Annotated in this window: 15 protein-coding genes and 3 pseudogenes; 6 read left to right on the top strand and 12 right to left on the bottom strand. The window is 75.4% G+C overall.

Annotation, left to right across the window (positions count from 1 at the left end; genetic code table 11):
* Window positions 1–85: 85 nt before the first annotated feature.
* On the bottom strand, window positions 86–520 hold the full coding sequence (locus tag ABEB13_RS31235; protein WP_345708148.1) for a group III truncated hemoglobin: 435 nt from the start codon (window positions 518–520) through the stop codon (window positions 86–88).
* 104 nt (window positions 521–624) lie between these two features.
* Between ABEB13_RS31235 and ABEB13_RS31230 the strand changes: the two genes are divergently transcribed.
* Entirely contained in the window at window positions 625–1,614 is a 990-nt protein-coding gene (locus tag ABEB13_RS31230; RefSeq protein ID WP_345708147.1) for an aldo/keto reductase, read from the top strand.
* Window positions 1,615–1,702: 88 nt separating this feature from the next.
* Here the strand turns inward: ABEB13_RS31230 and ABEB13_RS31225 are convergent, their stop codons facing one another.
* The 5 genes from ABEB13_RS31225 to ABEB13_RS31205 all read right to left on the bottom strand — a co-directional run bounded on the left by ABEB13_RS31225 (window position 1,703) and on the right by ABEB13_RS31205 (window position 7,220).
* Window positions 1,703–2,416 carry a winged helix-turn-helix domain-containing protein gene (locus ABEB13_RS31225; RefSeq protein WP_345708146.1) on the bottom strand — a complete coding sequence of 238 codons (714 nt, stop codon included), beginning with the start codon at window positions 2,414–2,416 and terminating at the stop codon, window positions 1,703–1,705.
* Window positions 2,417–2,996: 580 nt separating this feature from the next.
* Complete coding sequence (locus ABEB13_RS31220) at window positions 2,997–3,545, bottom strand: GTP-binding protein (RefSeq protein WP_345708145.1); 549 nt, start codon at window positions 3,543–3,545, stop codon at window positions 2,997–2,999.
* 36 nt (window positions 3,546–3,581) lie between these two features.
* Window positions 3,582–3,911 (bottom strand): DUF742 domain-containing protein, encoded by a 330-nt coding sequence (locus tag ABEB13_RS31215; protein ID WP_345708144.1) that lies wholly within the window; start codon window positions 3,909–3,911, stop codon window positions 3,582–3,584.
* A gap of 133 nt (window positions 3,912–4,044) precedes the next feature.
* Window positions 4,045–4,464: a roadblock/LC7 domain-containing protein gene (locus tag ABEB13_RS31210; RefSeq protein ID WP_345708143.1), complete on the bottom strand. Its 420-nt coding sequence runs from the start codon at window positions 4,462–4,464 to the stop codon at window positions 4,045–4,047.
* A complete protein-coding gene (locus ABEB13_RS31205) occupies window positions 4,461–7,220 on the bottom strand; it encodes a sensor histidine kinase (protein WP_345708142.1) in 2,760 nt (919 codons plus the stop codon). The genes ABEB13_RS31210 and ABEB13_RS31205 overlap by 4 nt, the downstream gene beginning before the upstream one ends.
* 374 nt (window positions 7,221–7,594) lie before the next feature.
* Between ABEB13_RS31205 and ABEB13_RS31200 the strand changes: the two are divergent.
* Window positions 7,595–9,414 (top strand): annotated as a pseudogene (locus tag ABEB13_RS31200) (AMP-dependent synthetase/ligase).
* An 88-nt stretch (window positions 9,415–9,502) separates the two neighbouring features.
* Here the strand turns inward: ABEB13_RS31200 and ABEB13_RS31195 are convergent.
* The 3 genes from ABEB13_RS31195 to ABEB13_RS31185 all read right to left on the bottom strand — a co-directional run bounded on the left by ABEB13_RS31195 (window position 9,503) and on the right by ABEB13_RS31185 (window position 12,193).
* Window positions 9,503–10,300 carry an SGNH/GDSL hydrolase family protein gene (locus tag ABEB13_RS31195; RefSeq protein ID WP_345708141.1) on the bottom strand — a complete coding sequence of 266 codons (798 nt, stop codon included), beginning with the start codon at window positions 10,298–10,300 and terminating at the stop codon, window positions 9,503–9,505.
* Between the two features lie 161 nt (window positions 10,301–10,461).
* Entirely contained in the window at window positions 10,462–11,142 is a 681-nt protein-coding gene (locus tag ABEB13_RS31190) for an NUDIX hydrolase (protein ID WP_345708140.1), read from the bottom strand.
* 43 nt (window positions 11,143–11,185) lie between these two features.
* Complete coding sequence (locus tag ABEB13_RS31185) at window positions 11,186–12,193, bottom strand: hypothetical protein (protein ID WP_345708139.1); 1,008 nt, start codon at window positions 12,191–12,193, stop codon at window positions 11,186–11,188.
* Between the two features lie 340 nt (window positions 12,194–12,533).
* Between ABEB13_RS31185 and ABEB13_RS31180 the strand changes: the two are divergent.
* Both ABEB13_RS31180 and ABEB13_RS31175 read left to right on the top strand, forming a co-directional pair.
* Window positions 12,534–13,705: pseudogene (locus tag ABEB13_RS31180) on the top strand (exonuclease SbcCD subunit D).
* Window positions 13,702–16,823, top strand: a pseudogene (locus ABEB13_RS31175) (AAA family ATPase). Before ABEB13_RS31180 ends, ABEB13_RS31175 begins: the two co-directional pseudogenes overlap by 4 nt.
* 45 nt (window positions 16,824–16,868) lie before the next feature.
* On the opposite strand, the gene ABEB13_RS31170 reads toward ABEB13_RS31175, so the two are convergent.
* The 3 genes from ABEB13_RS31170 to ABEB13_RS31160 form a co-directional block, all read right to left on the bottom strand.
* Entirely contained in the window at window positions 16,869–17,078 is a 210-nt protein-coding gene (locus ABEB13_RS31170) for a hypothetical protein (RefSeq protein ID WP_345708138.1), read from the bottom strand.
* A gap of 113 nt (window positions 17,079–17,191) precedes the next feature.
* Complete coding sequence (locus ABEB13_RS31165) at window positions 17,192–17,614, bottom strand: YjbQ family protein (RefSeq protein WP_345708137.1); 423 nt, start codon at window positions 17,612–17,614, stop codon at window positions 17,192–17,194.
* A 119-nt stretch (window positions 17,615–17,733) separates the two neighbouring features.
* Complete coding sequence (locus ABEB13_RS31160; protein WP_345708136.1) at window positions 17,734–18,009, bottom strand: hypothetical protein; 276 nt, start codon at window positions 18,007–18,009, stop codon at window positions 17,734–17,736.
* An 887-nt stretch (window positions 18,010–18,896) separates the two neighbouring features.
* Here ABEB13_RS31160 and ABEB13_RS31155 point away from each other — a divergent pair.
* Both ABEB13_RS31155 and ABEB13_RS31150 read left to right on the top strand, forming a co-directional pair.
* Window positions 18,897–21,107 (top strand): bifunctional glycosyltransferase/CDP-glycerol:glycerophosphate glycerophosphotransferase, encoded by a 2,211-nt coding sequence (locus ABEB13_RS31155; protein WP_345708135.1) that lies wholly within the window; start codon window positions 18,897–18,899, stop codon window positions 21,105–21,107.
* A gap of 187 nt (window positions 21,108–21,294) precedes the next feature.
* The gene (locus ABEB13_RS31150) at window positions 21,295–21,966 is read left to right on the top strand and encodes a lysophospholipid acyltransferase family protein (RefSeq protein ID WP_345708134.1); all 672 of its coding nucleotides are present in this window, start codon (window positions 21,295–21,297) and stop codon (window positions 21,964–21,966) included.
* Window positions 21,967–22,057: the final 91 nt, after the last annotated feature.

The raw sequence follows: 22,057 nt of genomic DNA, 5'->3' as shown, positions 1-22,057 counted from the left end.
GCGCCCTGCCCGGGGGGCCTCGGCGGTGCGGGTCCGAAGCGTCCGGCCGGGGCTCCGGCGGGCGGCCCGCGCCGGGCCGGCCGGCTCAGGTCCGCAGCAGCAGCGCGGACAGCGGCACGAAGCCGCCGTCGCCGCCCCCGGTCTCCGGGCCCGCGATGCGGCGCAGCATGGCGAGGGCGATCCGCTCCCCCTGCGTCTTGGCGCGGTCGGCGACCGGGCCGGTGTACCGGCCGTCCACGGCGGCGTGCCACAGCTGCACCCAGCGGCCGAAGTGCTCGGCGGTCAGCGGGCGGCTGCGGTGCAGCCCCCGGTGGGGCGCGAACGCGTTGCGCCGGTAGGCGCCGCTGCGCAGCAGGGCGCTCTCCCAGAAGTCGGTGATGTGCGGGAGGTGCGCGTCCAGGTCGAGCGCGGCGACCTCGGTGAAGTAGGGGCCGATCAGCGGGTCGGCGAAGGCGGCCGCGTAGAAGCGCCGCAGCAGCGCCTCCAGGTCGGCGCGGTCGGTGATGTCGGGATGCGGCACCGCGGACTCCTCTCCGGACGGGCTGCCGCCAGGCTACGCCCCGGCCGCCGGGCGCGGCAGGGACCAAGGTCCCCGCGCGGGCTGCCACCTGGCAGGATGCCGGTATGACCTATCTCCCCTCGGACGACCGCTACGCGTCCATGACCTACCGCCGCGCGGGGCGCAGCGGCGTGCAGCTGCCCGCCGTCTCGCTCGGGCTGTGGCACAACTTCGGCGACACCCAGCCGCTGGACGTCCAACGCGCCGTGCTGCGCCGGGCGTTCGACCGCGGCATCACGCACTTCGACCTGGCGAACAACTACGGCCCGCCGTACGGCAGTGCCGAGCGCAACTTCGGCTACCTGTTCGCGCAGGACTTCCGGCCGTACCGCGACGAGCTGTTCATCGCGTCGAAGGCGGGCTACGACATGTGGCCGGGGCCGTACGGCGACGGCGGCTCGCGCAAGTACCTGCTGGCCAGCCTGGACCAGTCGCTGGGCCGGATGGGCCTGGACTACGTCGACGTCTTCTACTCGCACCGCTACGACCCCACGACTCCGCTGGAGGAGACGATGGGGGCGCTGGACTCGGCGGTGCGCTCCGGGAAGGCGCTGTACGCGGGCATCTCCAACTACCCGGCGGAGCAGCACCGGGAGGCGGTGGAGATCCTCCGCCGCCTGGGCACCCCGGTGCTGATGAACCAGATCAGCTACTCGATCCTCAACCGCTCCGCCGAGGACGGCCTGCTGGACGCGATCGGCGAGACGCAGACCAGCCTGATCGCCTTCTCCCCGCTGGCGCAGGGCCTGCTGACGGACCGCTACCTCAGCGGCGAGGTGCCGGCCGGGTCGCGGATGTCGGTCGGCCACTTCCTGCGCGAGGAGGCCCTGACCGGACAGAAGCTGGAGCAGCTGCGGGCGTTGAACAAAGTCGCCGAGCAGCGCGGCCAGACCCTGGCCCAGCTGGCGCTGTCCTGGGTGCTGCGCGACGAGCGGGTGGTCTCGGTGATCATCGGCGCGTCGAGCGTCGCCCAGCTGGACCAGAACATCGACGCGCTCAACGGCGGCCCGCTGACCGCCGAGGAGCTCGCCGAGATCGACCGGCTGAGCCGCTGACCCACGGGCCCGGCCGGCCTGCGCCGTCGGCCGTGCCACCGGCCGGGGCCGGACGCCTTGCGCGTCCGGCCCCGGCCGTTCGCGTTCCTCAGGCCACCGGCGCGTACTTGTAGCCGACCCGGCGGACGGTGACGATGCTGTCGCGGTAGGCGGCGCCGAGCTTGCGGCGCAGCCGCGCCACGTGCACGTCGACGGTGCGGCCGTCGCCGACGTGGCCGTAGCCCCAGACGGCGGAGACCAGGTGGTCGCGGGTGTGCACCCGGTGCGGGTGCTCGGTGAGGTGGGCCAGCAGCTCGAACTCCAGGTAGGTGAGGTCGAGCAGCCTGCCGTCCACGTGGGCGCTGCGGCGGTCCACGTCCACGCTGATGCCGTGGGCGGACGGCCGCAGCGGCGGGCGGGGGCCGTCGCCGGCCGCCGGAGCGGCCGCCGCCGGGGTGACCGGTGCGGCCGCGGCGATCAGGGAGTCGGTGCGGGCCGGACGGGCCTGTTCGGCCGGGACGAGCAGCAGGTAGCCGACCAGCGGGTGCCCGGCGGAGCCGCCGAGCCGCGCACCGTACCGGTCGAGCAGGCCCGGCGGGAGGGCGGACTGCGGCAGGGCGACCACGGTGGCACCCTCGGGGAGGCCGGCGGGCAGCACGGGGGCGGCGGGCTGCGGGGGCAGCGCCTGGAGCGCGGTGGGGCGGACCTGCGCCGGCACATGACGGCGGTCGGCCGTGCCGGGGGCGGCCGCGGTGCGGACGGCGCGCAGGTGCGGGGTGGCGTTGACGGGAACGGTACGGGTGGCCGTGGAGACGGAGGACATGACGGGCTCTCTTCGCGCGAAACGGATTCGGGTGGTCGTCTGCGCGTCAGGCCGTACGACGAAAGAAAACTGACGGTCTGTCAGAAGTCCGCCGGACGGGACGCACCGGGTGTGCGCCGACAGGTCTGGTCGAAGAGGTGCGGTTGTCTGGACGGCCAGAAGGGCTCCAGATCGGCACGGCGGGCAGGGCGGTTCGGGTCCACGGCTGGGTCTCCGGTGTGGGCGGGGGGCGACGGCGCGGTCCGCGGCGAACGGGCGGACGGGGCGGGCGGTCCGGGCGCGGCGGCGCGCTCTGGTGCGCGGGGCCCGGCGACCGAGGAGAGGTCAGCGACAGCAGGCGCTGCAGACCAGCGCCTGGTCGATGTGACGGCGCACGGTGAGCGCGGGTACGGCAGGGGCAGGCGTCCGGGCGACGACGATCCGGTGCACGGTCACGACTGCCTCCTCCCCTTCGCACGGCGCCACAGCGGCGCAACGTGCCGTCACGAAGAGACTTCCACGCCGGACCCCGGGCAGGCAAGCCCGTGCGGGCCGGTGTCCGCGATCCGAGCCGGGAGTGTCCCACCATCCGGACGGGGCGTCAGGGGGCGGCGGTGCCCGGCATCCCGGCGACGTGCTCGACCAGCCGGATCAGCAGCTCCTTGCCGTCCTCGCGGCGGCGGGCGTCGCAGAGCAGCACCGGCACTCCCGGGTCGAGGTCGAGCGCGGCCCGGACGTCGTCCGGGGCGTACGTCTCGGTCCCCTCGAAGCAGTTGACCGCGACCAGGAACGGGATGCCGCGCCGCTCGAAGAAGTCCACCGAGGGGAAGCAGTCGGCCAGCCGCCGGGTGTCGGCGAGCACCACCGCGCCCAGCGCCCCCTGCGCCAGCTCGTCCCAGACGAACCAGAAGCGGTCCTGCCCGGGGGTGCCGAACAGGTACAGCGCCAGGCCCGGGCGCAGGTCGATCCGGCCGAAGTCCATGGCCACCGTGGTGGTGCGCTTGGCCTCCACCCCCGCGGTGTCGTCGACCGGGCGGCCGCGTTCACTGAGCACCTCCTCGGTGCGCAGCGGCCGGATCTCGCTGACCGCGCCGACCAGGGTGGTCTTGCCGACCCCGAACCCGCCGGCGACGAGGATCTTCAGCGCCACGCCAGGCCAGGGGCACGGCGGGCGTCCGCCGGGGTGTCAGAGTGCACGGAGACCATTGATCACATCTCGCAGAAGTTGCTCGTCGGGGCGCTGGGCGAGCCGGACCGGCCGGGTGACGCTGATCAGCCCGGCGTCGTCCAGGTCGCCGAGCAGCACCCGCACCACGCTGACCGGCAGGTCGGTGTAGGAGCCGAGCTCGGCGACGCTGAGCGGCTCGTCCCGGCAGAGCGCCATCAGGGCGTGGTGCTCGGCGCCGAGGGCGGGCAGCGGTCCGTCCTCGGCGGCCGCGGGCGGATCCACCGCCCGGACCAGCGAGATGAGGTCGAACAGGCCGTCGTCGACGGGACGGGCGCGGCCACGGGTCATCGAGAAGAGCCGGACGACCGGTCCGGCCTCGTCGTCGAACCAGCGGTCCTCCCCGGATGGCGCGGCGCGAACAGGTCGACGTCCGGCCCGTCGTCCTCGACCGGGGGCTCGGGCCCGTCACTCGTCGACACGCTCATCTCCCGGGCGGGACGGGCTCGGTGCGGGGCTCGGCGGCGAGGTGCTCACCGACCCGCTTGACCAGCAGGGCCATCTCGTAGGCGATCTGGCCGACGTCCGACTCGGCGTCGCTGAGCACGGCCAGGCAGCTGCCGTCGCCCGCCGCGGTGATGAAGAGGAACGCCTCGTCCAGCTCGACCATGGTCTGCCGGACCCCGCCGACCCGGAAGTGCCGGCCGGTGCCCTTGGCGAGGCTGTGGAAGCCGGAGGCGACGGCGGCGAGGTGCTCCGCGTCCTCCCGGGCCAGGCCGCTGGAGACGCCGGTGGCGAGGCCGTCGCCGGAGAGGATCACGGCGTGCCTCAGGGTCGCCACGCGGCCCACCAGGTCGTCCAGGAGCCAGTTGAGGTCTCCGGACGGCTGCGTCGTTGCGGTCATGATTCGGTTCCTTCCGCTGGGGCGGGTGGTGCGGGTGGTGCAGGGCGTACGGGCGGTGTCCGCTGCGCGGACGGTTGCTGCGGTGCGGGTGGCGCCTGCGGTGCCGAGGTGCCGGAGCGTACGGGATACAGCTGGGCGGGGCGCGGGCGCCCCGCCGGGAGGGCCTGCGGAACGGGTGCGGACGGCAGCGCCACCCGGGGCCGCGGCGGCCCGACCGGCGACAGGCCCCGGCCGGCCGGCAGCCCGGCCCCGGCGGGCGGGCGCCCGGCGGTGTCCGGGGTGTCCGGCAGGTCGGGGACGACGGTCAGCGAGGCGGGCTGCAGGCGGTCGCCGCGGCCACGCTGGAAGCCGCGCTGGAACGAGGCGAAGGCGGCCCGCGCCTCCTCCGGCGAGCGCTCCCGCACCGCCTCCTCGGTCGGCTCCTCGGTGCTGTCCTTGAGCTGCGGCGCCAGACTGGCCTGCCGGACCCGGCGCGGCAGCAGTCCGCCGGCGACCGGGGACGGCGCCACGGACGGCTGCTCCCCCGGGGCCTGCGCGGCCGCGGCGGGCGCGACCGGCCCGGCGGGCAGGTCCGGCTCGGCGGGGAAGGCCTCGACCGGGAGGTCGGTGCGGCGGTGCCGGCCGGTGCCGGGGCCCTCCGATCCGGCCTCCGGGCCGGCCTCCGGGCCGGAGCCGCCGGGCCGCCGCCGCGGCAGGCCGCCGGGGGTGCTGACCGGGTCGGGCTCGGACCGACGCGGACCGCCGGCCAGCTTGGGCGCACTGCGGGGCCGGCCCGCGTGCGCGCCGCCCCGGGCTGCCGCGGCCGGCTGCCGCTCGGCGACCGGCCGGCCGGAGAACTGGTCCGCCATCACCTCGCTGGCGTCGGCGAGCAGCTCGCGCGGGATCAGCACCACGGCCGAGCTGCCGCCGTACGGCGAGGGCCGCAGGTGCACCCGGATGCCGTGCCGCCGGGCGAGCCGGCTGACCACGAACAGGCCGAGCCGGTCGGTGTCGGCGAGGTCGAACTCCTGCTCCACCGCGAGGCGCTGGTTGATCTCCTCCAGAGCGTGCTCGCTGAGGCCGAGACCGCGGTCGTCGATCTCCAGGCAGAAGCCGTGCGCGACCACCTCGCCCTGGACGGTGACCTGGGTGTGCGGCGGGGAGAACACCGTGGCGTTCTCGACCAGCTCCGCGACCAGGTGCGTGACGTCGGCGACGGCACTGCCCAGCAGGCCGGTGCCGGGGAACGGCCTGACGATCACCCGGGCGTAGTCCTCGACCTCGCCGACGGCGGCGCGGACGACGTCGACCATCCGGACGGGCTTGCGCCAGGCACGGCCGGGCGAGCCGCCGGAGAGGATGATCAGGCCCTCGGAGTGCCGCCGCATGCGGGTGGTGAGGTGGTCGAGGCGGAAGAGGTCCTCCAGCTCGGCCGGGTCCTCGGTGCGCCGCTCCATGGTGTCGAGCAGGGTGAGCTGGCGGTGCAGCAGCACCTGGCTGCGGCGGGCGAGGTTGACGAAGACCGCGGAGACGCCGCGGCGCAGCTCCGCCTGTTCGACGGCGGCCTCGACGGCGACCCGCTGGACCTCGTGGAACGCCCGGCCGACCTCCCCGATCTCCGCCGGGCCGTACTCCAGGTCCGGGGTCTCGGCCGCGATGTCCACCGCCTCGCCGCGGCGCAGCCGGAGCATCATCGCGGGCAGCCGGGCGCCGGAGAGCTCCTGCGCCGAGTTGCGCAGGTTGACCAGCTCGCGGACGAGCCCGCGGCCGATCCGGAAGGAGATCAGCACCGACAGCACGACCGCGATCAGGCCGATCACACCGGCGATGCCGCCCCGGACGATCTGGTTGATCGCGTACGACTGGGCGCGCTCGCCGATCCGGTCGGCGAGCCGGGTGTTGAGGTCGGCGAAGGTCGCGAGCGAGGGCTGCGCGGCCTCGCTCCACGGGTCCTTGGGGTTGGCGCGGATGGTCGCCGTGCGGTCGGCCGCGCTGTCGAAGGTGGCCTCGGCGGCGGCCAGCGCCATCCAGGGGTCGGAGCTGCGCAGGTCGGCGTAGTCGCGCTGGTCCTGCAGGTCGAGCTCGCCGACGTAGACGGTGAACAGCGCCTGCTGGGCGTGCATGTTGTCCAGCGCGACCTGGATCTGCTGGGCGTCGGGGTGCTGGGTGAGCCGCAGGGCCTGCATCGCGGCGGTCTCGCGGGCCAGGTACTCGCGGGAGCGGACGAGCTCGTTGAGCAGCATGGTCTGGCGGGGCAGCTGGCCGCTCTGCCGGCCGGCGAAGGAGGAGCGGAACGGGAAGACCGTCTCCACCAGCTCGCTGTAGGCGGACAGCTCGTGGTCCCAGCTGACCGCCTCGCGGGTCGCCTGGCTGCGGATGGCGGCGAGCTGGTCGGCCGCGGTGAGGATGTCCTGGAACTTGACCCGCTGCTGGCTGTCGAGCTTGCCGGCGGACGAGCCGTCGATCAGGTAGCGCAGTTCGCGCAGGCTGCTGTCGGTGGCGGCCTGGGCGTGGTCGTAGGCGTCCTTGGCGGCCTGGGCGCCGTTGCCGTCGTCGGCGAGCCGGAGCACCGCCGTGCGCCGTTCCTCCTGCAGGGCGAGGGTGTAGGCGTCGACCGGGTCGAGCAGGTCGCGGTAGGTGGAGCTGACGTCGAACTGGCTCCGGACGTCACCGGTGGTGATCAGGGTGGCGTAGATCCACAGCCCGGCGAGCGCCACGATGGGCACCATGAGCAGCGCGATGATCTTCGCGCGGATCGAGCTGCTGCGCAGACGCATGGAGTCCTCGGAGGGGATGGAGCCAGGCGCGGACAGGGGTGCGGTTCGGGTGGGCGGGGAGCCTCCCGGGTCAGGCAGAGCCGGGTCCGGTGGGTGCCGGGCCGATGGATCTGCGCGAGCCTACTACGGCCTGACCACCCGTTCGAAGGGTCGCACCCCTGCTGAAGCAGCCTGTCCGAACTATCCGCAATTGCCCTCCGGGCGAACGCTCTCCGCTGGCACCTCTTCGGGCGCCCGGTGCCGCGCGTCCGCCTCCTCTGGGCAGGATCCCGACGATCCGGTAGCTTCGCAGCGATCCGTCCGCCCGGCTCCGCCGGCGGGGGCGGACCGCTCGGCCCGCCCGAACGGGCGACATCGACCGGATCGGGGGCAGTGTGCGCGAGGTCAGCAACCCCGGCCGGTCCGAGCCCGCCGCGGGCGGCCTGGCCGACTCCGTGTACGACACCGCCGAGCAGAGCCCGCAGCTCGTCCAGCTCTCCAGGTACGCGCGCGGCGGCTGGCAGCCGGTGACCGCCGTCCGGTTCCGCGACGAGGTCCTGGCCCTCGCCAAGGGCCTGCTGACCCGCGGCGTCCGCTACGGCGACCGGGTCGCGGTGATGTCCGGCACCTGTTACGAGTGGACGCTCTTCGACTACGCGCTCTGGTCGATCGGCGCCATCCCCGTCCCGGTCTACCCGACCTCCGCCCCGGAGCAGGTCCGCTGGATCCTCGCCGAGACCCAGGCGGTCGCCTGCGTCGTCGAGCACGAGGACCACGCGATGACCGTGGGCGCGGTGTGCGACGCCCTGCCGGAGCTGACCGGGATCTGGCAACTCGACCGCGACTGCGTGACCACCCTGATCGAGGACGGGCGCGGCGTCCCCGACGCCTTGGTGCACCGGCAGCGCCTGGGCGTGACCGCGGACTCGATCGCCACCGTCATCTACACCTCGGGCACCACCGGCCGCCCCAAGGGGTGCCTGCTCACCCACGGCAACTTCGCCGCCGAGGCGGACGCGCTGCTGGACGGCTGGGGCGAGGTCTTCCGGGACACCGGCGGTGTCCCGCCCGCCACGCTGGTCTTCCTGCCGCTGGCCCACGTCTACGGACGGATGGTCCAGGTCGCGGCCGTCCGCGGCGGCATCAGGATCGGGCACCACGGGAAGCTCTCCACGGACACCCTGCTGCCGGCACTGGCGTCGTTCCGGCCGACCTTCCTGCACGCCGTCCCCTATGTCTTCGAGAAGATCTACCAGCGGGCCCGCGAGGCGGCCGAGGAGGCGGGCCGGGTCGAGCTGTTCGACCAGGCGGCGGAGACCGCGATCGCCTGGGCGGCCGCCAAGGAGCGCCGGGCGCTCGGGCACGGCAGCGGCCCGGCCCCCGCGCTGCGGGTGCGGCACGCCGCCTACGACCGGATGGTCTACCAGCGGCTGCGCGGCGTCCTCGGCGGCCGGGTCCGTGCCGTGATGTCCGGCGGCTCGACCCTCGGCCGCGAGCTCGGCCTGTTCTTCGCCGGCGCGGGCATGACGGTGTACGAGGGCTACGGGCTGACCGAGACCTCGGCGGCGATCACCGCCAACCCGCCCGGCAGACCCAAGTTCGGCACGGTCGGCCGGCCGGTGCCGGGGGCCTCCGTGGCGATCGCCGACGACGGCGAGGTGTGGGTGCACGGCGGCACGGTCTTCGCCGGGTACCTCAACCACCCGCGCTGCACCGAGGAGGCGCTGGTGGAGGGCTGGCTCGCCACCGGGGACATCGGGCGGCTGGACGACGACGGGTACCTCACCATCACCGGCCGCAAGAAGGAACTGATCGTCACCAGCAGCGGCAAGAACCTCGCCCCCGGTGCCCTGGAGGAGCGCGTCCGCGCCCATCCGCTGATCGCCCAGTGCCTGGTGGTCGGCGACAACCGGCCGTACGTCGCGGCGCTGATCACCCTCGACGCACAGGCGCTGGCGCACTGGCTGAAGCTGCGCGGCCGGGAGCAGCTCGACGTCTGGGGGCGCTGGCCGACGAGGAGCTGCACACCGAGATCCAGCGGGCCGTGGCCGCCGCCAACCACGCCGTCTCGCGCGCCGAGTCGATCCGGGCCTTCCGGCTGCTGCCGAAGGAGTTCGCCCTGGAGGACGGACTGCTGACACCGTCCCTGAAGATGCGCCGGCACGCCATCCTCGACCACTACGCCGCGGACATCGAGGAGCTCTACTCCCCCTGACGCCACGCCGGGACCGAACGGCGGCACGGCCCGGCCGGATGGGGCCGGTCGGGCCGTGCCGGGAGGGCCGGTGGGGTCGGCCGCCCGGTCAGACGCCGGCGGAGAAGGACGGCAGGTAGCCGCCCGACTGCCCTTCGGCGGTGGGGTGGTAGCTCTCGTCGATCGGCAGCGTGGTGCTGTGCAGCCACTGGGTCGACGAACCGCAGATCTCGTGCCCGGTGAAGATGCTGCGCACGTCCTTGAAGGTGTATCCGGCGTTGGCGACCTCCTTGGCGATCACCGTGTCCAGGGTGTCGGCGGCGCTGTTGATCGCCGTGCGCTTGGTGTCGCCGATACCGAAGACGCAGCTCCCGCCGATCTTGTAGAGGTGCGGATAGCCGAGCACCACCACGTGGGCGCCGGGCGCCTTGTTCTTGATCGCCGCGTAGACCGCGTCGAGCTGCCCCGGCAGCGTGGAGGTGGCGTACGACTTCGCCGCGGCCACCGCGCTCAGACAGGAGCTCTCCGAGCTCAGCACACAGGTCTGCATGGTGTCGGCGAAGCCCGCGTCATTGCCGCCGATCGTGATGCTGACCAGTGTGGTGGACGAACTCAGCGCGGATACCTGATTGTTGAGGACGTCTCCGGTCTTCGCACCGGAGCACGCCACGAACGAGAAGGAGGAGGGGGCGTTGGCGTTCTTCCAGAGGTACGGGTAGGCGTTGGTACTGCGCTTGCAACTGCCGCTGTCGCCGGTGTAGCTGCCGGCGCCGACGCCCGCGGAGTAGGAGTCCCCGAGGGCGACGTAGCGGGCACCGGCGGCCTGGGCCTGGGTGGCGGTCACGAGGGTGGACAGGGAGAGCAGGATCGCCGCGCCGGCGACGGACACGACTCTGGCGCGAGGCATGGGGGACCTCCGGGTGGGGGTGGGGGGACCGGGAGGTGGGGGTGACCCCGGTCACACTTTTTGATACCAGGCAGTAGCCTCGGATGGATAGTGCCCATGCCAAAGTTGTTGACGGCGCCACGGATTAGGCACTGTCAGGCCATGCGGGTGCCGCGCGGATTTCACGCCATCAGGTGACGAGTCGTCACATCGGACGATCGGGCGCCGCAGCAGCAGCCGCCGCAGCCGCCACCGCGGTCGTCAGGACGGGAAGACGGTGCAGCCCGCGAGCGGGAGCTCCTCGATGGTCTCGTTCGCCGCCGTCGGCACCCCGAGACGGAGCGCCGCCGCCTCGACCGCGGCCCGCGCCTGCCGCACCCCTGCTCGCCCCAGCCGAGCAGCTCCACCGCGAGCCCGGGGGCGACCAGCAGCCGGCGGTAGTGCCGGCCGGACGCCGGATCGGGCACCGACGGGCCCACCCGGTACAGCGGCGCCGCCATCCGCACCCGGGCGCACTCGTGCCCGCCGTTGGCCGAGCCGATCCGGTCGTACAGGTAGCCGAGGTAGAAGGGGTGCCCGATCACCGCCTGCGCCTCCTCGACCGCCTCCCGCGCCAGAGCGGCGCCGGGGTCGCCCAGGTCCTCGGCCTCCAGTGACCCGCCGGGCAGGCTGACGATGCCGTCCCGCGGGTTCACCAGCGTCAGCACCCGTCCGTCCGGGGCGAACAGCCAGCCCCAGGACTGCTTCACCGGCAGCCCCTCCGGGACCTCCTCGCCCGGCCGCCACGGCCAGCCCGCGATCGGCCGCCGCCGGACCCGCCCGAGCAGGTCGGCGATCTCCGCACTGAACTCGATGCGGTTCATGCGTCCCCCTCCGGTCTCGGGCCGCCGGTGCCCCGGGCGGCGGTCAGGTCGATGCGCCACCGACCGGCCCGGCCTGACCGCCGGTCGTACGCACGGAGCGGTTGCGGGGGCGCCGCCTCCGCTCCGACTGTTGATCTTCCCCGAACATCCGGGCGATGAACAGTCCTGACGGCCGCCCGGGGCACGCCGCCCGCGCCCTCCCGAGGCGGCCGCCGGCCGCCGGCCCGGCCTCACCCGCCCGGGCCGCCGGCCGCCTCCGGGACGGGGAACGCGGCAGCGGGAACGGCCGGACGGAAACCCCCGGGGCGGCCCGGCGCCACGACGGCGCCTGGCCCTCCGCGTCCAGCGGCACCGGGGCGCCGCCCGGCGGCAACCGCCAGGCCCGCACCTCGGCCCGGCCGTCCGGCGCGGACGCCGCCCGGCTGTAGAGCAGCAGGCCCGCCGGCGCCCGGCCGGCGCCGAGCCGCGCGGCGGCCAGCGCCAGGCAGAACACCTCCACCGCGTCGGCGTCCGCGGTCAGCCGGCCCCCGGCGGCGGCGAACCCGATCTCCGCGAGCACCCCGCCCGGCGGCCCGGTGGCGGGCAGCACCGCCCGGTGCCACCCGGGGCCGGCCCCGGCGGCCAGCGCCAGGAACGTGCGCGCCGCCCGCCGCAGCGCGGCCGTCAGCGCCGCCTCCGACCCGGCCGCACCCTCGACCGCGTCCAGCAGGGCCGCGCTCACCGCGGCGCCGCGCCGCCGGTCGCGACCCTCCGCGACCAGCACCGGCAGCAGGGCCGCCAGCCGCCCGCCGGTGTAGCGCAGCACCGCCCCGGCCCCCTCCGGGTCGGCCGCGTACGCCGCCTGCGCGAGCGGATCCCCGGGCGCCAGCAGCCGCTCCGCGCAGAACGACTCGTAGCCGGCCGGCTCCAGCAGCCGCAGGTGCACGTCCATCCCGAGCCCCCGCATGGCCCGCAGCCGGAGCTCGGTGCGCCGCAGGTAGGAGGAGTAGTCGCCGTCGCCGTACAGCCGGTGGCGGCGCAGCCGCTCGAAGCCCTCCGCGTCGGCGGCCACCGCCAGCGCGACCGGGTGCCGGAACGGCGCCCCCGGGCGCGGCCGACCCGGCCCGGTGGCCCGGCCCGGCCGTCCGGACGCCGACGGCCGGCGCGCCCCGCGCCGCGGTCACGGCCGCCGCCGCGGCCCTCGGCGCGGTCGCGGCCCTGGTACGGACGGTGTGCGGACATGGTGCCCTCCCTGGTGAGCGGCGGCGGCCCGCCGTCCGGGCCACCGACGGGCGAGACCCTACAGAACGTCACTGACACTCGACGCCGGGTCACCACCCGGGGACCCACGCGCCCCCTCCCGCCGCCGCGGATGCCCGGATTGTCGGTGGCGGCCGTTATGGTCGGTGCCCATGCGACTGCTGCATACCTCCGACTGGCACCTGGGCCGTTCCTTCCACCGGGAGAGCCTGTACGACGCCCAGCGCGCGTTCCTCGACCACCTGGTGACGGTCGTCGAGGCGGAGCGGGTCGACGCCGTGCTGGTCGCGGGCGACGTCTACGACCGGGCGCTGCCCTCCCTGGAGGCGGTCGGGCTCTTCGACGACGTCCTCGTCCGGCTGGCCGGCCTCGGCGTGCCCGCGGTCTTCATCAGCGGCAACCACGACTCGGCCCGGCGGCTCGGCGTCGCGGCCCGGCTGATCGACCGGGCCGGGATCCACCTGCGCACCGACCCGGACGGCTGCGCCGAGCCGGTCCTGCTCGCCGACGACCACGGCCCGGTCGCGGTCTACGGCCTCCCGTACCTGGAACCGACCCTCGTCCGCGAGCGCTTCGGGCTCGACCGCGGCGGCCACGACCGGGTGCTCGGCGCCGCCATGGACACCGTCCGGGCCGACCTGGCCGCCCGCCCGGCCGGCACCCGGGCGGTGGTGCTCGCGCACGCCTTCGTCACCGGCGGCGAGAGCAGCGACAGCGAGCGGGACATCACGGTCGGCGGGGTCGCGAGCGTGCCCGCCTCGGTGTTCGACGGGGTGCACTACGCCGCGCTCGGCCACCTGCACGGCTGCCAGCGGCTCGCCCCCACCTGCGCTACAGCGGCTCCCCGCTGGCCTACTCGTTCTCCGAGGCCGAGCACCGCAAGACGATGTGGCTGATCGACCTGGCCGCGGACGGCTCGATCGCCGAGGAGCGGCGGATCGACTGCCCGCAGCCGCGCCGGCTGGCCCGGATCCGCGAGCGGCTGGACGTCCTGCTCGACGACGAACGGTTCGACTGGGCCGAGGAGTGCTGGGTGGAGGCGACCCTCACCGACCCGGCACGCCCGGCCGACGCCATGGAGCGGCTGCGTCGGCGCTTCCCGCACACCCTCCAACTGCTCTTCGACCCCGAGCACGCCGACGGCGACGCCCACCCCTCCTACGCGGCCCGGGTCAGTGGCCGCAGCGACCTGGAGGTCGCCGAGGGCTTCGTCCGGCACGTCCGCCCCGGCGCCGCGCCGACCCCCGCCGAACAGGCCTGGCTGGCCGAGGGCTTCGAGGCCGTCCGGCGCGCCGACGCGCTCACCGAGGAGGCCGCCCGATGAGGCTGCACCGGCTCACCCTCACCGCGTTCGGCCCGTTCGCCGGGACGGAGGAGGTCGACTTCGACCGGCTCGCGTCCACCGGCCTGTTCCTGCTGCGCGGGGCCACCGGCGCGGGGAAGAGCAGCGTGCTGGATGCCGTCTGCTACGCCGTCTACGGCGAGGTGCCCGGTGCCCGCCGGGGCAATCCGCTGCGCAGCGACCACGCCGAGCCCGGCCGGCTCACCGAGGTGCGGCTCGACCTGACGCTCGGCGGCCGCCGCCTGGAGATCACCCGCAGCCCCGAGCAGCCGCGGCCGAAGCTCCGCGGCAGCGGCACCACCACCGAGAAGCCGCAGACCCTGCTGCGCGAATGGGTCGCCGACACCGGCGACGGCACGCCCGGCTGGCGGGGCCTGAGCCGGTCGCACCAGGAGGCCGGCGAGGAGATCCGGCGGCTGATCGGGATGAGCCGCGAGCAGTTCTGCCAGGTGGTCCTGCTGCCGCAGGGCGACTTCGCCCGCTTCCTGCGGGCCGACACCAAGCAGCGCGCCGAGCTGCTCGGGCGGCTCTTCGACACCCGGCGGTTCGGACAGGTCGAACGCTGGCTGGCGGACGGCCGGCTCGCCCGGGAGGCCGCCGTCCGCGACGGCCGGCAGCGGCTGCGGGAGCTGGCCGGCCGGGCCGAGGAGGCCGCCGGGCCCGATGCCGAACCGGCCGCGGGCTGGGTGCCGGCCGAGGACGGCACGGCCGCGAGCGCGGAAGGGCTGGTCACCGGCGTGCTCGGGTGGGCCGCGGTGCTGCGCGGGGACGCCGCCGAACGGCTGACGGTCACCGCCGAGGCGCTCGCCGCGGCCCGTACGGCGCACGCCGACGCGCAGGCCCGCCGGGTCGCCGCCGACGAGCTCGCCGACCGGCAGCACCGCCACCGAACCGCCGCCGAGCAGGCCGCCCGGGCGGCGGATCCTGCCGCCGGCACGACCGAGGCCCGGGCCCGGCTGGCCCGGCCCGCGCAGCGCTGGGCGTGGAGTCCCTGCTGCGGCTGTGCGACAGCCGGGCCGCGGCGCTGCAGGCGGCCTCGGCCGGGCGCCGGGAGCGGCTGGCCGACCTGCACCGGCTCGGCACCGGCTCCCCGGCGACGGTCGGCGGCGGTCCGGGCCCGGCCGCGGCCGACGGCGGGGTCCTGCTGCCGCACCAGGGCGGCCCGGCGGCGACCGCCGAGGTGGACGCCGCCGCGCTGGCCGCGACCGAGCGCCGGCTGCGCGCGCTCGGCGGCGAGCTCACCGCCGCCCGCGAGGACGAACGGCGTCTCGGGGAGCTGGCCGCCGAAGAGCGCGGCTTCACCGCCGGCCAGGCGGAGGCGGAGCGCCGCACCGAGCGCGCCGAGGAGTTCCTGGCCGGCTACGACCTGGCGCTGAAGGAGCTCCAGGAGGAGCGGGCGGCCGCCGAGCGGGCCGCCGACCGGGTCGTCGAGCTGGACACCCGGCGCCACGAGCTGGCCGGCCGGCTGGACGCCGCCCGCCGACGGGACGCGCTGCGCACGGCGGTCGGCGACGCCGACCGGGCCCTGCTGGGCCTGCGGACGGCCGCCCTGGACGCCCGCGAGCACGCCCTCGACCTGGAACGGCGGCGCCTCGACGGCATGGCCGGCGAGCTGGCGGCCGGCCTGGCCGACGGCGAGCCCTGCCGGGTCTGCGGCGCCGCCGAGCACCCGGCGCCGGCCCTGCCGGGCGCCGACCCGGTGACCGCCGAGGACCAGCGGCGGGCCCGGGTGGCGCAGGCCGCCGCGGAACGGGCCGCCGACAAGGCCGACGAGGAGCTGACCCGGCTGCGGGTCGACGAGGCCGCGGCGACGGCGGCCGCCGGTGGCCGGACGGCGGCCGAGCTGGGCACCGAACTGGCGGCGGCCGTCGAGGAGCGCTCCGCGGCCGTCCGTCGTGCCGACGGCATCGGCGCGATCGAGCTCCGCACCGCACAGCTGGCCGCCGAGCAGCAGGCCAGCCGCGAGCAGCTGCGCGAGTTCGGGGAGGCCGGCGCGGCGGCTTCGGCCGGGCTGCGAGCACTGGACGGCGAGCGGCGCCAGCTGACCGCCCGGCTGGCCGCCGTCCGGGGTGACGCGCCCTCGGTGGCCGCCCGGGCCGCGCAGGTGAGCGCCCTGGCCGAGGCGGTGGCGGCCGCGCTGGCCGCCGTGCGTGCCGCGGAGGAGGCCGCGGCCAGGTCGGCCGAGGCCGAGCGGGAGGTGGCGCGGGCGGCCGCGGAGGCCGGCTTCGCCTCGGCCCGGGAGGCGGCGAACGCCCTGCTGCCCGCCGCCGAACGGACGGCTCTGGAGGCCCGGTTGGAGGCCCACGACCGGGTTCTGGCGGCGGCCGAGGCCGAGCTGGCCCGTCCGGAGCTGGCGGCGGCGGCCACGCTGGCGCCGGCCGACCCGGCCCGCGCCGCGCACGTGCTGGCGGCGGCCACCGGCCGGCTCCAGCGGGCGACGTCGGCGGCGGACGAGGCCGAGCGGCGGTGCGAGGCGCTGCGCCGGCTCGGCGAGCGGCTGACCGGGCTGGCCAGGGAGCTGGGCCCGGCACTGGACGAGCTCGGCCGGATCGGCCGGCTGTCGGCCCTGGTGTCCGGCGCGCCGGGCGAGAACGCGCTGCGGATGAGGCTGGAGTCGTACGTGCTGGCGGCCCGGCTGGAGCAGGTGGCGGCCGCGGCGAGCGAGCGGCTGGTGCGGATGTCGGGCGGCCGCTACACGCTGGTGCACAGTGACGGCCCGGTGTCGGGCACCAAGCGCTCCGGGCTGTCGCTGCGGGTGGTGGACGCGTGGACGGGCAGCGACCGGGACACCGCGACGCTCTCCGGCGGCGAGAGCTTCTTCGCGTCGCTGGCGCTCGCGCTGGGGCTGGCCGACGTGGTGACCGACGAGGCCGGCGGGATGCCGCTCGACACCCTCTTCATCGACGAGGGCTTCGGCAGCCTCGACGAGCAGACGCTGGAGGAGGTGATGGACGTGCTCGACGGCCTGCGCGAGCGGGACCGCTCGGTCGGCATCGTCAGCCACGTCGCCGACCTGCGCTCCAGGATCCCCTCCCAACTGGTCGTCCGGAAGGGGCGGCACGGTTCGACGCTCGCGGTGGCCGTGCAGCAGGACGTCTGAGCGGCCGGCCGGCAGCAGGTCGGTGTGCGGGGGCCGAGGCCTTGGTCAGCCGGAGCAGGCGATCCGCTGGGCCTGCTGCCAGGTGCAGACCGCGCACAGCGTGCTGCCGGGGTGGTCGGCCGGGTGCTCGGTGGGCTCGCCGCACAGCACGCAGTCGGCGCGCGGCCCGGCGGCCGGGTCGGCCGGGGTGAGGCCGCGCACGGCCGTGCCGTCGTCCTCGGCCAGTGCGCAGACCTGGGTCGCCTCGTCGTCCATGGTCGCCTTCCTATCCGGCGGACGCCGTCGGCCGCAAGCGGTGCCGTCCCGGTGTCCCGCATGCCGGACGACCCGGCCGGCCCCGGCACCAGGCCCCCGGCCCGGCCCCGGCCTCAGCCGAGGAAGCTGAGCCGCAGGGTGCGGCGCGGGTTGTCGCCGTTGGTGTCGACCAGCACCACGGACTGCCAGATGCCGAGGGCCAGCCGGCCGCCGATCACCGGCAGGGTGGCGTGCGGGGCGACCAGGCCGGGCAGCACGTGGTCGCGGCCGTGGCCGGGGCTGCCGTGCCGGTGCCGCCAGCGGCCGTCGGCGGGCAGCAGGTCGCGGAGCAGGGCGAGCAGGTCGTCGTCGCTGCCCGCACCGGTCTCGATCACGGCGATGCCCGCGGTCGCGTGCGGCACGAAGATGTTCAGGAGTCCGTCCCGCCCGCGGGCGGCCCCGTCGAGGAAGGCCGTGCAGCGCTCGGTGACATCGAGGGCGACCTCGCCGGTGCCCGTGGTGATCTCGAAGGTGCGGGAGTGGAAGGTGTCCGGCATGGTCACATCCTGGCGCATCCACGACGGTGTTCCGCGCAGCCCGGTGGCGTGGTCGAACGGACATGGGAAGGACCCGGCGGACGTTCTCGTCCGTCGGGTCGTCGTCCGCCCGCCTGCGGCTAGCCGCGGCCGCCGAACAGGCTCCGGCGGAGCCGGCGCAGCGGAGCGAGCAGCGACACGCGGGCCGTGCGACGCGGCGCGTTCTTCGCACCGAGCCCTCCGGTACCGCGCGGGGTCAGCTCTCTTATGAGGCCGAGGGCCTCGGCCGTGTCGACCGTCGAGAGAGCCGGCGCGCCGAGCACGGCGAGATGGCGGTCGATCCGGCGGCCGGTCGCGCCGACTCCGCACTGGATCGCCGGCACCCTTGGCCGGGGCCGCACTTGCATCTGTTCCATCAGTTTCCCACCCCTACGAGGCGCCAGGGCCGTGAGGCGAAGACTATCCGTGTATGACGGTCTTCGCGCAACCGTCCTCGTGTTCCGCCACCGTATCGTGCGACAGGAACTGACGCTGCACCAGAGGGCCGTGGGCCTGATCACGACTGCGCATCGATGGCGGCCGGCGGCGATCGCAGGTGGGAGGGGTGGGCCGGCCCCAAACCCGCGATCGGAAGCCCGACCGGAGGACGCCGCCGCGTACGGCGACGCGGCTCGGCGCGCGGGTGCCGCGGGGTGCGCCAGGGGCGCGCTCGGGTCCGCCGGGGGCGTCCGCCGGCCGGAGCCACGGACAGCCGCCCCGGAGTCTTCAGAACTTGAACAGGTCGGAGGGATTGACGGGACGGAAACCTACAAGCAATATTTCCTCAGACGCGGAATCCCGGGCCACCCCCGGGAGACCCCGTCGAATGAGTTCGACAGATGAATGATCTTCCGACACTCGCATGAGTCACTGTCCGGCCGTCTCGACGCTGCGGCGGCCCGGCTCAGGCGTGGTGTACGGACCGGCGGTCGGCCGTTGAGGGTCGGCTTGGCCGCCAAACCGGACTGCCGGTGCCGCCGCTCGCACGGCGCGGCACCGGCGGTCGCGTTTTCCGGGCCGCCCCGCCCCGGCGCTCCCCGCCGCCGCCCTCCGGCCGCGACAGCCGGCCGCGACAGCCGGCCGACAGCGGCCGGAGATCTTCACCCCTCGGTTCCTACAGAAACGGTCCGTACGGCGTCGGACCGGGACACCTCCCGACACCCCGACGATCACATTCAGGCAACCGGGCGTCCACTTCCACTGGCTACAGTGGTCCTACCGGGCGAGCAGCCACCGACCCAGCGTCTTCGCGGAGTGAACGAGCGTGAGCCCCCTCCTCAGCATTGTCCTGCCGGTCCATGGGGTGGAGCGCTTCCTGCCGCAGTGCCTCGACTCCCTGCGCGCGGAGACCTGCCACCCGGGCGAGGTGGAGATCATCGCGGTGGACGACCTCTCCCCCGACGGCTGCGGCGCGCTGCTCGACCGGCATGCCGCCGACGACGACCGGATGCGGGTGCTGCACCTCACCGAGAACCAGGGCCTGGGCGGCGCGCGCACGGCCGGGCTGGCCGAGGCCCGCGGACGCTACGTCTGGTTCGTCGACAGCGACGACTGGCTGCCCGACGGCGCCCTGGACGCCGTCCTGGCCGAGCTGCGCCGCGAGGACGCCTCCGCACAGCCCGTCGACGTCCTCCTGACCGACTTCACGCACGTCTACCAGGACGGCACCACCGAGCCCAACCCCTGGCGGCACCTGCTGGCCACCGGACCGCTGCTGACCGGCTGCACCGCCGAGCAGCAGCCCGCCCTGCTCCGCAGCGTGATGGCGGTCTGGAACAAGGTGCTCCGGCGCGCGTTCCTCCAGGACCTGGGCGTCTCCTTCGGCCGCGGCCACTACGAGGACATCTCGGTCACCTACCCGGCGCTGCTCGCCGCCGGACGGCTGCGCTACCTCGACCGCCCCTGCTACGCCTACCGGCGCGGCCGGCCCGGCGCGATCACCAGCACCGCCTCGGCCAAGCACGCCGACGCCTTCGCCCAGTACGACGCGATCTTCGCGTTCCTGGACGGCAGGCCCGACCCGCTGCGCGGGCTGGTCTTCGACCGCACCGTCCGCCAGGCCCTGACCGTCTACGACACCCCGGGGCTCGTCCCCGAGGAGCTGCGCGGCGCGTTCTTCGCCCGGATCGCCGACCACATCGCCCGGCACCGGCCGCCGGGCCACCACGTCCCGCGCGGCGCGCACGGCATCGCGTACCGGCTCGCCGCCCTCGGCGCCCGGCGCTCCTACGACGAGCTGCGCCGCACCCGGGCGCTGCCGCAGGCCGCCCGGCGCACCACCGCGGCCGTCGCGCCGGCCCTGCGGCGGGCCGTGCGCGGCGGAGCCCGGTCCACCGTGTACGGGGTGCTGCGGCGGCTGCCGCTGGACGAGAACCTGGCGGTGTACGCGGCGTACTGGCACCGCGGCTACGCCTGCAACCCGGCGGCGATCTACGAGAAGGCCCGCGAGCTGGCCCCGCAGATCCGCGGCGTGTGGGTGGTGGAGACCCGTGCCCAGGCCGCCGCGCTGCCGGCCGGCGTGCCCTACGTGCTGCTGAACTCGCCGGCGTACCTGCGGGTCACCGCCACCGCCAAGTACTTCGTCAACAACGTCAACTTCCCGCACACCCTGGCCAAGCGGCCCGGCACCGTCCATCTGCAGACCCAGCACGGCACCCCGCTGAAGTCGATGGGGATGGACCTGCGCGAGTTCCCGGTGGCCGCGGACGGCATGGACTTCGACCGGCTGCGCGAGGCGGTCGGGCGCTGGGACTACCTGGTCTCCCCCAACCCGCACACCAGCGAGCACTTCGGCCGGGCCTTCCCCGGCCGCTACGAGCTGCTGGAGACCGGCTACCCCCGCAACGACCGGCTGGCCAACGCCACCGCCGAGGAGTGCGCCGCCGTCCGCGAGGCACTCGGCCTCCCGGCCGGTCAGCGGGTGGTGCTGTACGCGCCGACGCACCGCGAGGCCCGCGGCGGCTACCTGCCGCTGCTGGACCTGCCGGAGCTGGCCCGCCGGCTCGGCCCCGGCCACACCCTGCTCGTGCGCACGCACTACTTCCACGGCGGCGGACCGGGCGAGCTGGCCACCGCGGCCGACGCCGCGCGGATCGTGGACGTCTCCGACCACCCGGTGGTGGAGGACCTCTACCTGGCGGCCGACGCACTGCTCACGGACTACTCGTCGGTGATGTTCGACTTCGCGGTGCTGGACCGGCCGGTCGTGGTCTTCGCCCCCGACTGGGACGAGTACCGGAGCGTCCGCGGCGTCTACTTCGACCTGCTCGCCGAGCCGCCCGGCGCGGTGGCGGCCGACCCGGCCGCGGTGGCGCGGGCCCTGCTGGCGGGCGACCCGGAGCCCGCCCTCCGGGCGCACTTCCGCGAGCGGTTCTGCCCGTGGGACGACGGCGGGGCCGCCGAGCGGGTGGTGCGTCGGGTCTTCCCGACCGGTGCGCCCGCACCGGCCCCGACCGACCGGGTCCTGACCGCCTGAGCCGCCGGTGCCCGGGGCCCCGGGCACCCGGTGCGCAGTCGGACCTGCGCGCAGCGTGACGAGAATCGCACCGACTCGCCGCCCGAGGGGAGTGGACGGGCGCGGGGGTCGATGTCGTAACCTGCCCACTGACCTCGGGGCGATTGCCGCGATCACACCGAAACCGCCGGCCGGCCAGGGAGCGCCCATGCTCAACCTCATCACGAAGCTCGTGCTCAAGCCGCTGGCGAAGGCCGTGTACCGGCCCGTCATCGAAGGCCTGGAGCACGTGCCTCGCAAGGGTGGGGTGATCCTGGCCAGCAACCACCTGTCGTTCATCGACAGCGTGGTGATCCCGCTGACCGCGCCGCGCCAGGTGTTCTTCCTGGCGAAGGCCGAGTACTTCACGGGCACCGGCGTGAAGGGGGCCATCTCCCGCGCGGTGTTCACCTCGGTGCTCAACGCGGTGCCGGTCGAGCGCGGCACCTACCGCTCGGCGGCGGCCTCGCTGGAACAGGCGCTGGAGATCCTGGAGGACGGCAAGGCGTTCGGGATCTACCCGGAGGGCACCCGCTCCCTCGACGGCCGCCTCTACCGGGGCAAGACCGGGGTCGCGTGGCTGGCGCTGACGGCGGGCGTGCCGGTCGTGCCGGTGGCGCTGGAGGGCCCGGCGGAGATCCTGCCGGTCGGCCGGCGGATTCCGCGGATCCGCACGGTGACCGTCCGGTTCGGCGAGCCGCTGCACTTCGACGAGCTGCACGGCCAGGCCCGTTCGGCCAAGGCGCGGCGCCAGGTCACCGACGAGGTGATGGCGGCGATCCAGGCGCTGTCCGGCCAGGAGTCGGCCGACGCCTACAACGAGGTCCCCAAGGCGGCCTGAGCCGGCCCGCTCCCGGCGCCGTCCGGGAAGTCCGCCAGCCGGCCGTCGAACTCCCCGGAGCAGCCGCGCCGAGCCCGTACGGCTGCCGCCG

This window comes from Kitasatospora paranensis (assembly GCF_039544005.1).
In the GTDB taxonomy this organism is placed as follows: domain Bacteria; phylum Actinomycetota; class Actinomycetes; order Streptomycetales; family Streptomycetaceae; genus Kitasatospora; species Kitasatospora paranensis.
The sequence above is the reverse complement of the archived record's forward strand: the minus strand, read 5'-3'. Positions and strand labels throughout refer to the sequence as shown.

Excerpts from the sequence above, each read along its gene's own strand:
- ABEB13_RS31230 (WP_345708147.1), top strand. The coding sequence starts at position 625 with ATGACCTATCTCCCCTCGGACGACCGCTACGCGTCCATGACCTACCGC.
- ABEB13_RS31225 (WP_345708146.1), bottom strand. The coding sequence starts at position 2,416 with ATGTCCTCCGTCTCCACGGCCACCCGTACCGTTCCCGTCAACGCCACC.
- ABEB13_RS31215 (WP_345708144.1), bottom strand. The coding sequence starts at position 3,911 with ATGACCCGTGGCCGCGCCCGTCCCGTCGACGACGGCCTGTTCGACCTC.
- ABEB13_RS31210 (WP_345708143.1), bottom strand. The coding sequence starts at position 4,464 with ATGACCGCAACGACGCAGCCGTCCGGAGACCTCAACTGGCTCCTGGAC.
- ABEB13_RS31205 (WP_345708142.1), bottom strand. The coding sequence starts at position 7,220 with ATGCGTCTGCGCAGCAGCTCGATCCGCGCGAAGATCATCGCGCTGCTC.
- ABEB13_RS31195 (WP_345708141.1), bottom strand. The coding sequence starts at position 10,300 with ATGCCTCGCGCCAGAGTCGTGTCCGTCGCCGGCGCGGCGATCCTGCTC.
- ABEB13_RS31190 (WP_345708140.1), bottom strand. The coding sequence starts at position 11,142 with ATGAACCGCATCGAGTTCAGTGCGGAGATCGCCGACCTGCTCGGGCGG.
- ABEB13_RS31170 (WP_345708138.1), bottom strand. The coding sequence starts at position 17,078 with ATGGACGACGAGGCGACCCAGGTCTGCGCACTGGCCGAGGACGACGGC.
- ABEB13_RS31165 (WP_345708137.1), bottom strand. The coding sequence starts at position 17,614 with ATGCCGGACACCTTCCACTCCCGCACCTTCGAGATCACCACGGGCACC.
- ABEB13_RS31160 (WP_345708136.1), bottom strand. The coding sequence starts at position 18,009 with ATGGAACAGATGCAAGTGCGGCCCCGGCCAAGGGTGCCGGCGATCCAG.
- ABEB13_RS31150 (WP_345708134.1), top strand. The coding sequence starts at position 21,295 with ATGCTCAACCTCATCACGAAGCTCGTGCTCAAGCCGCTGGCGAAGGCC.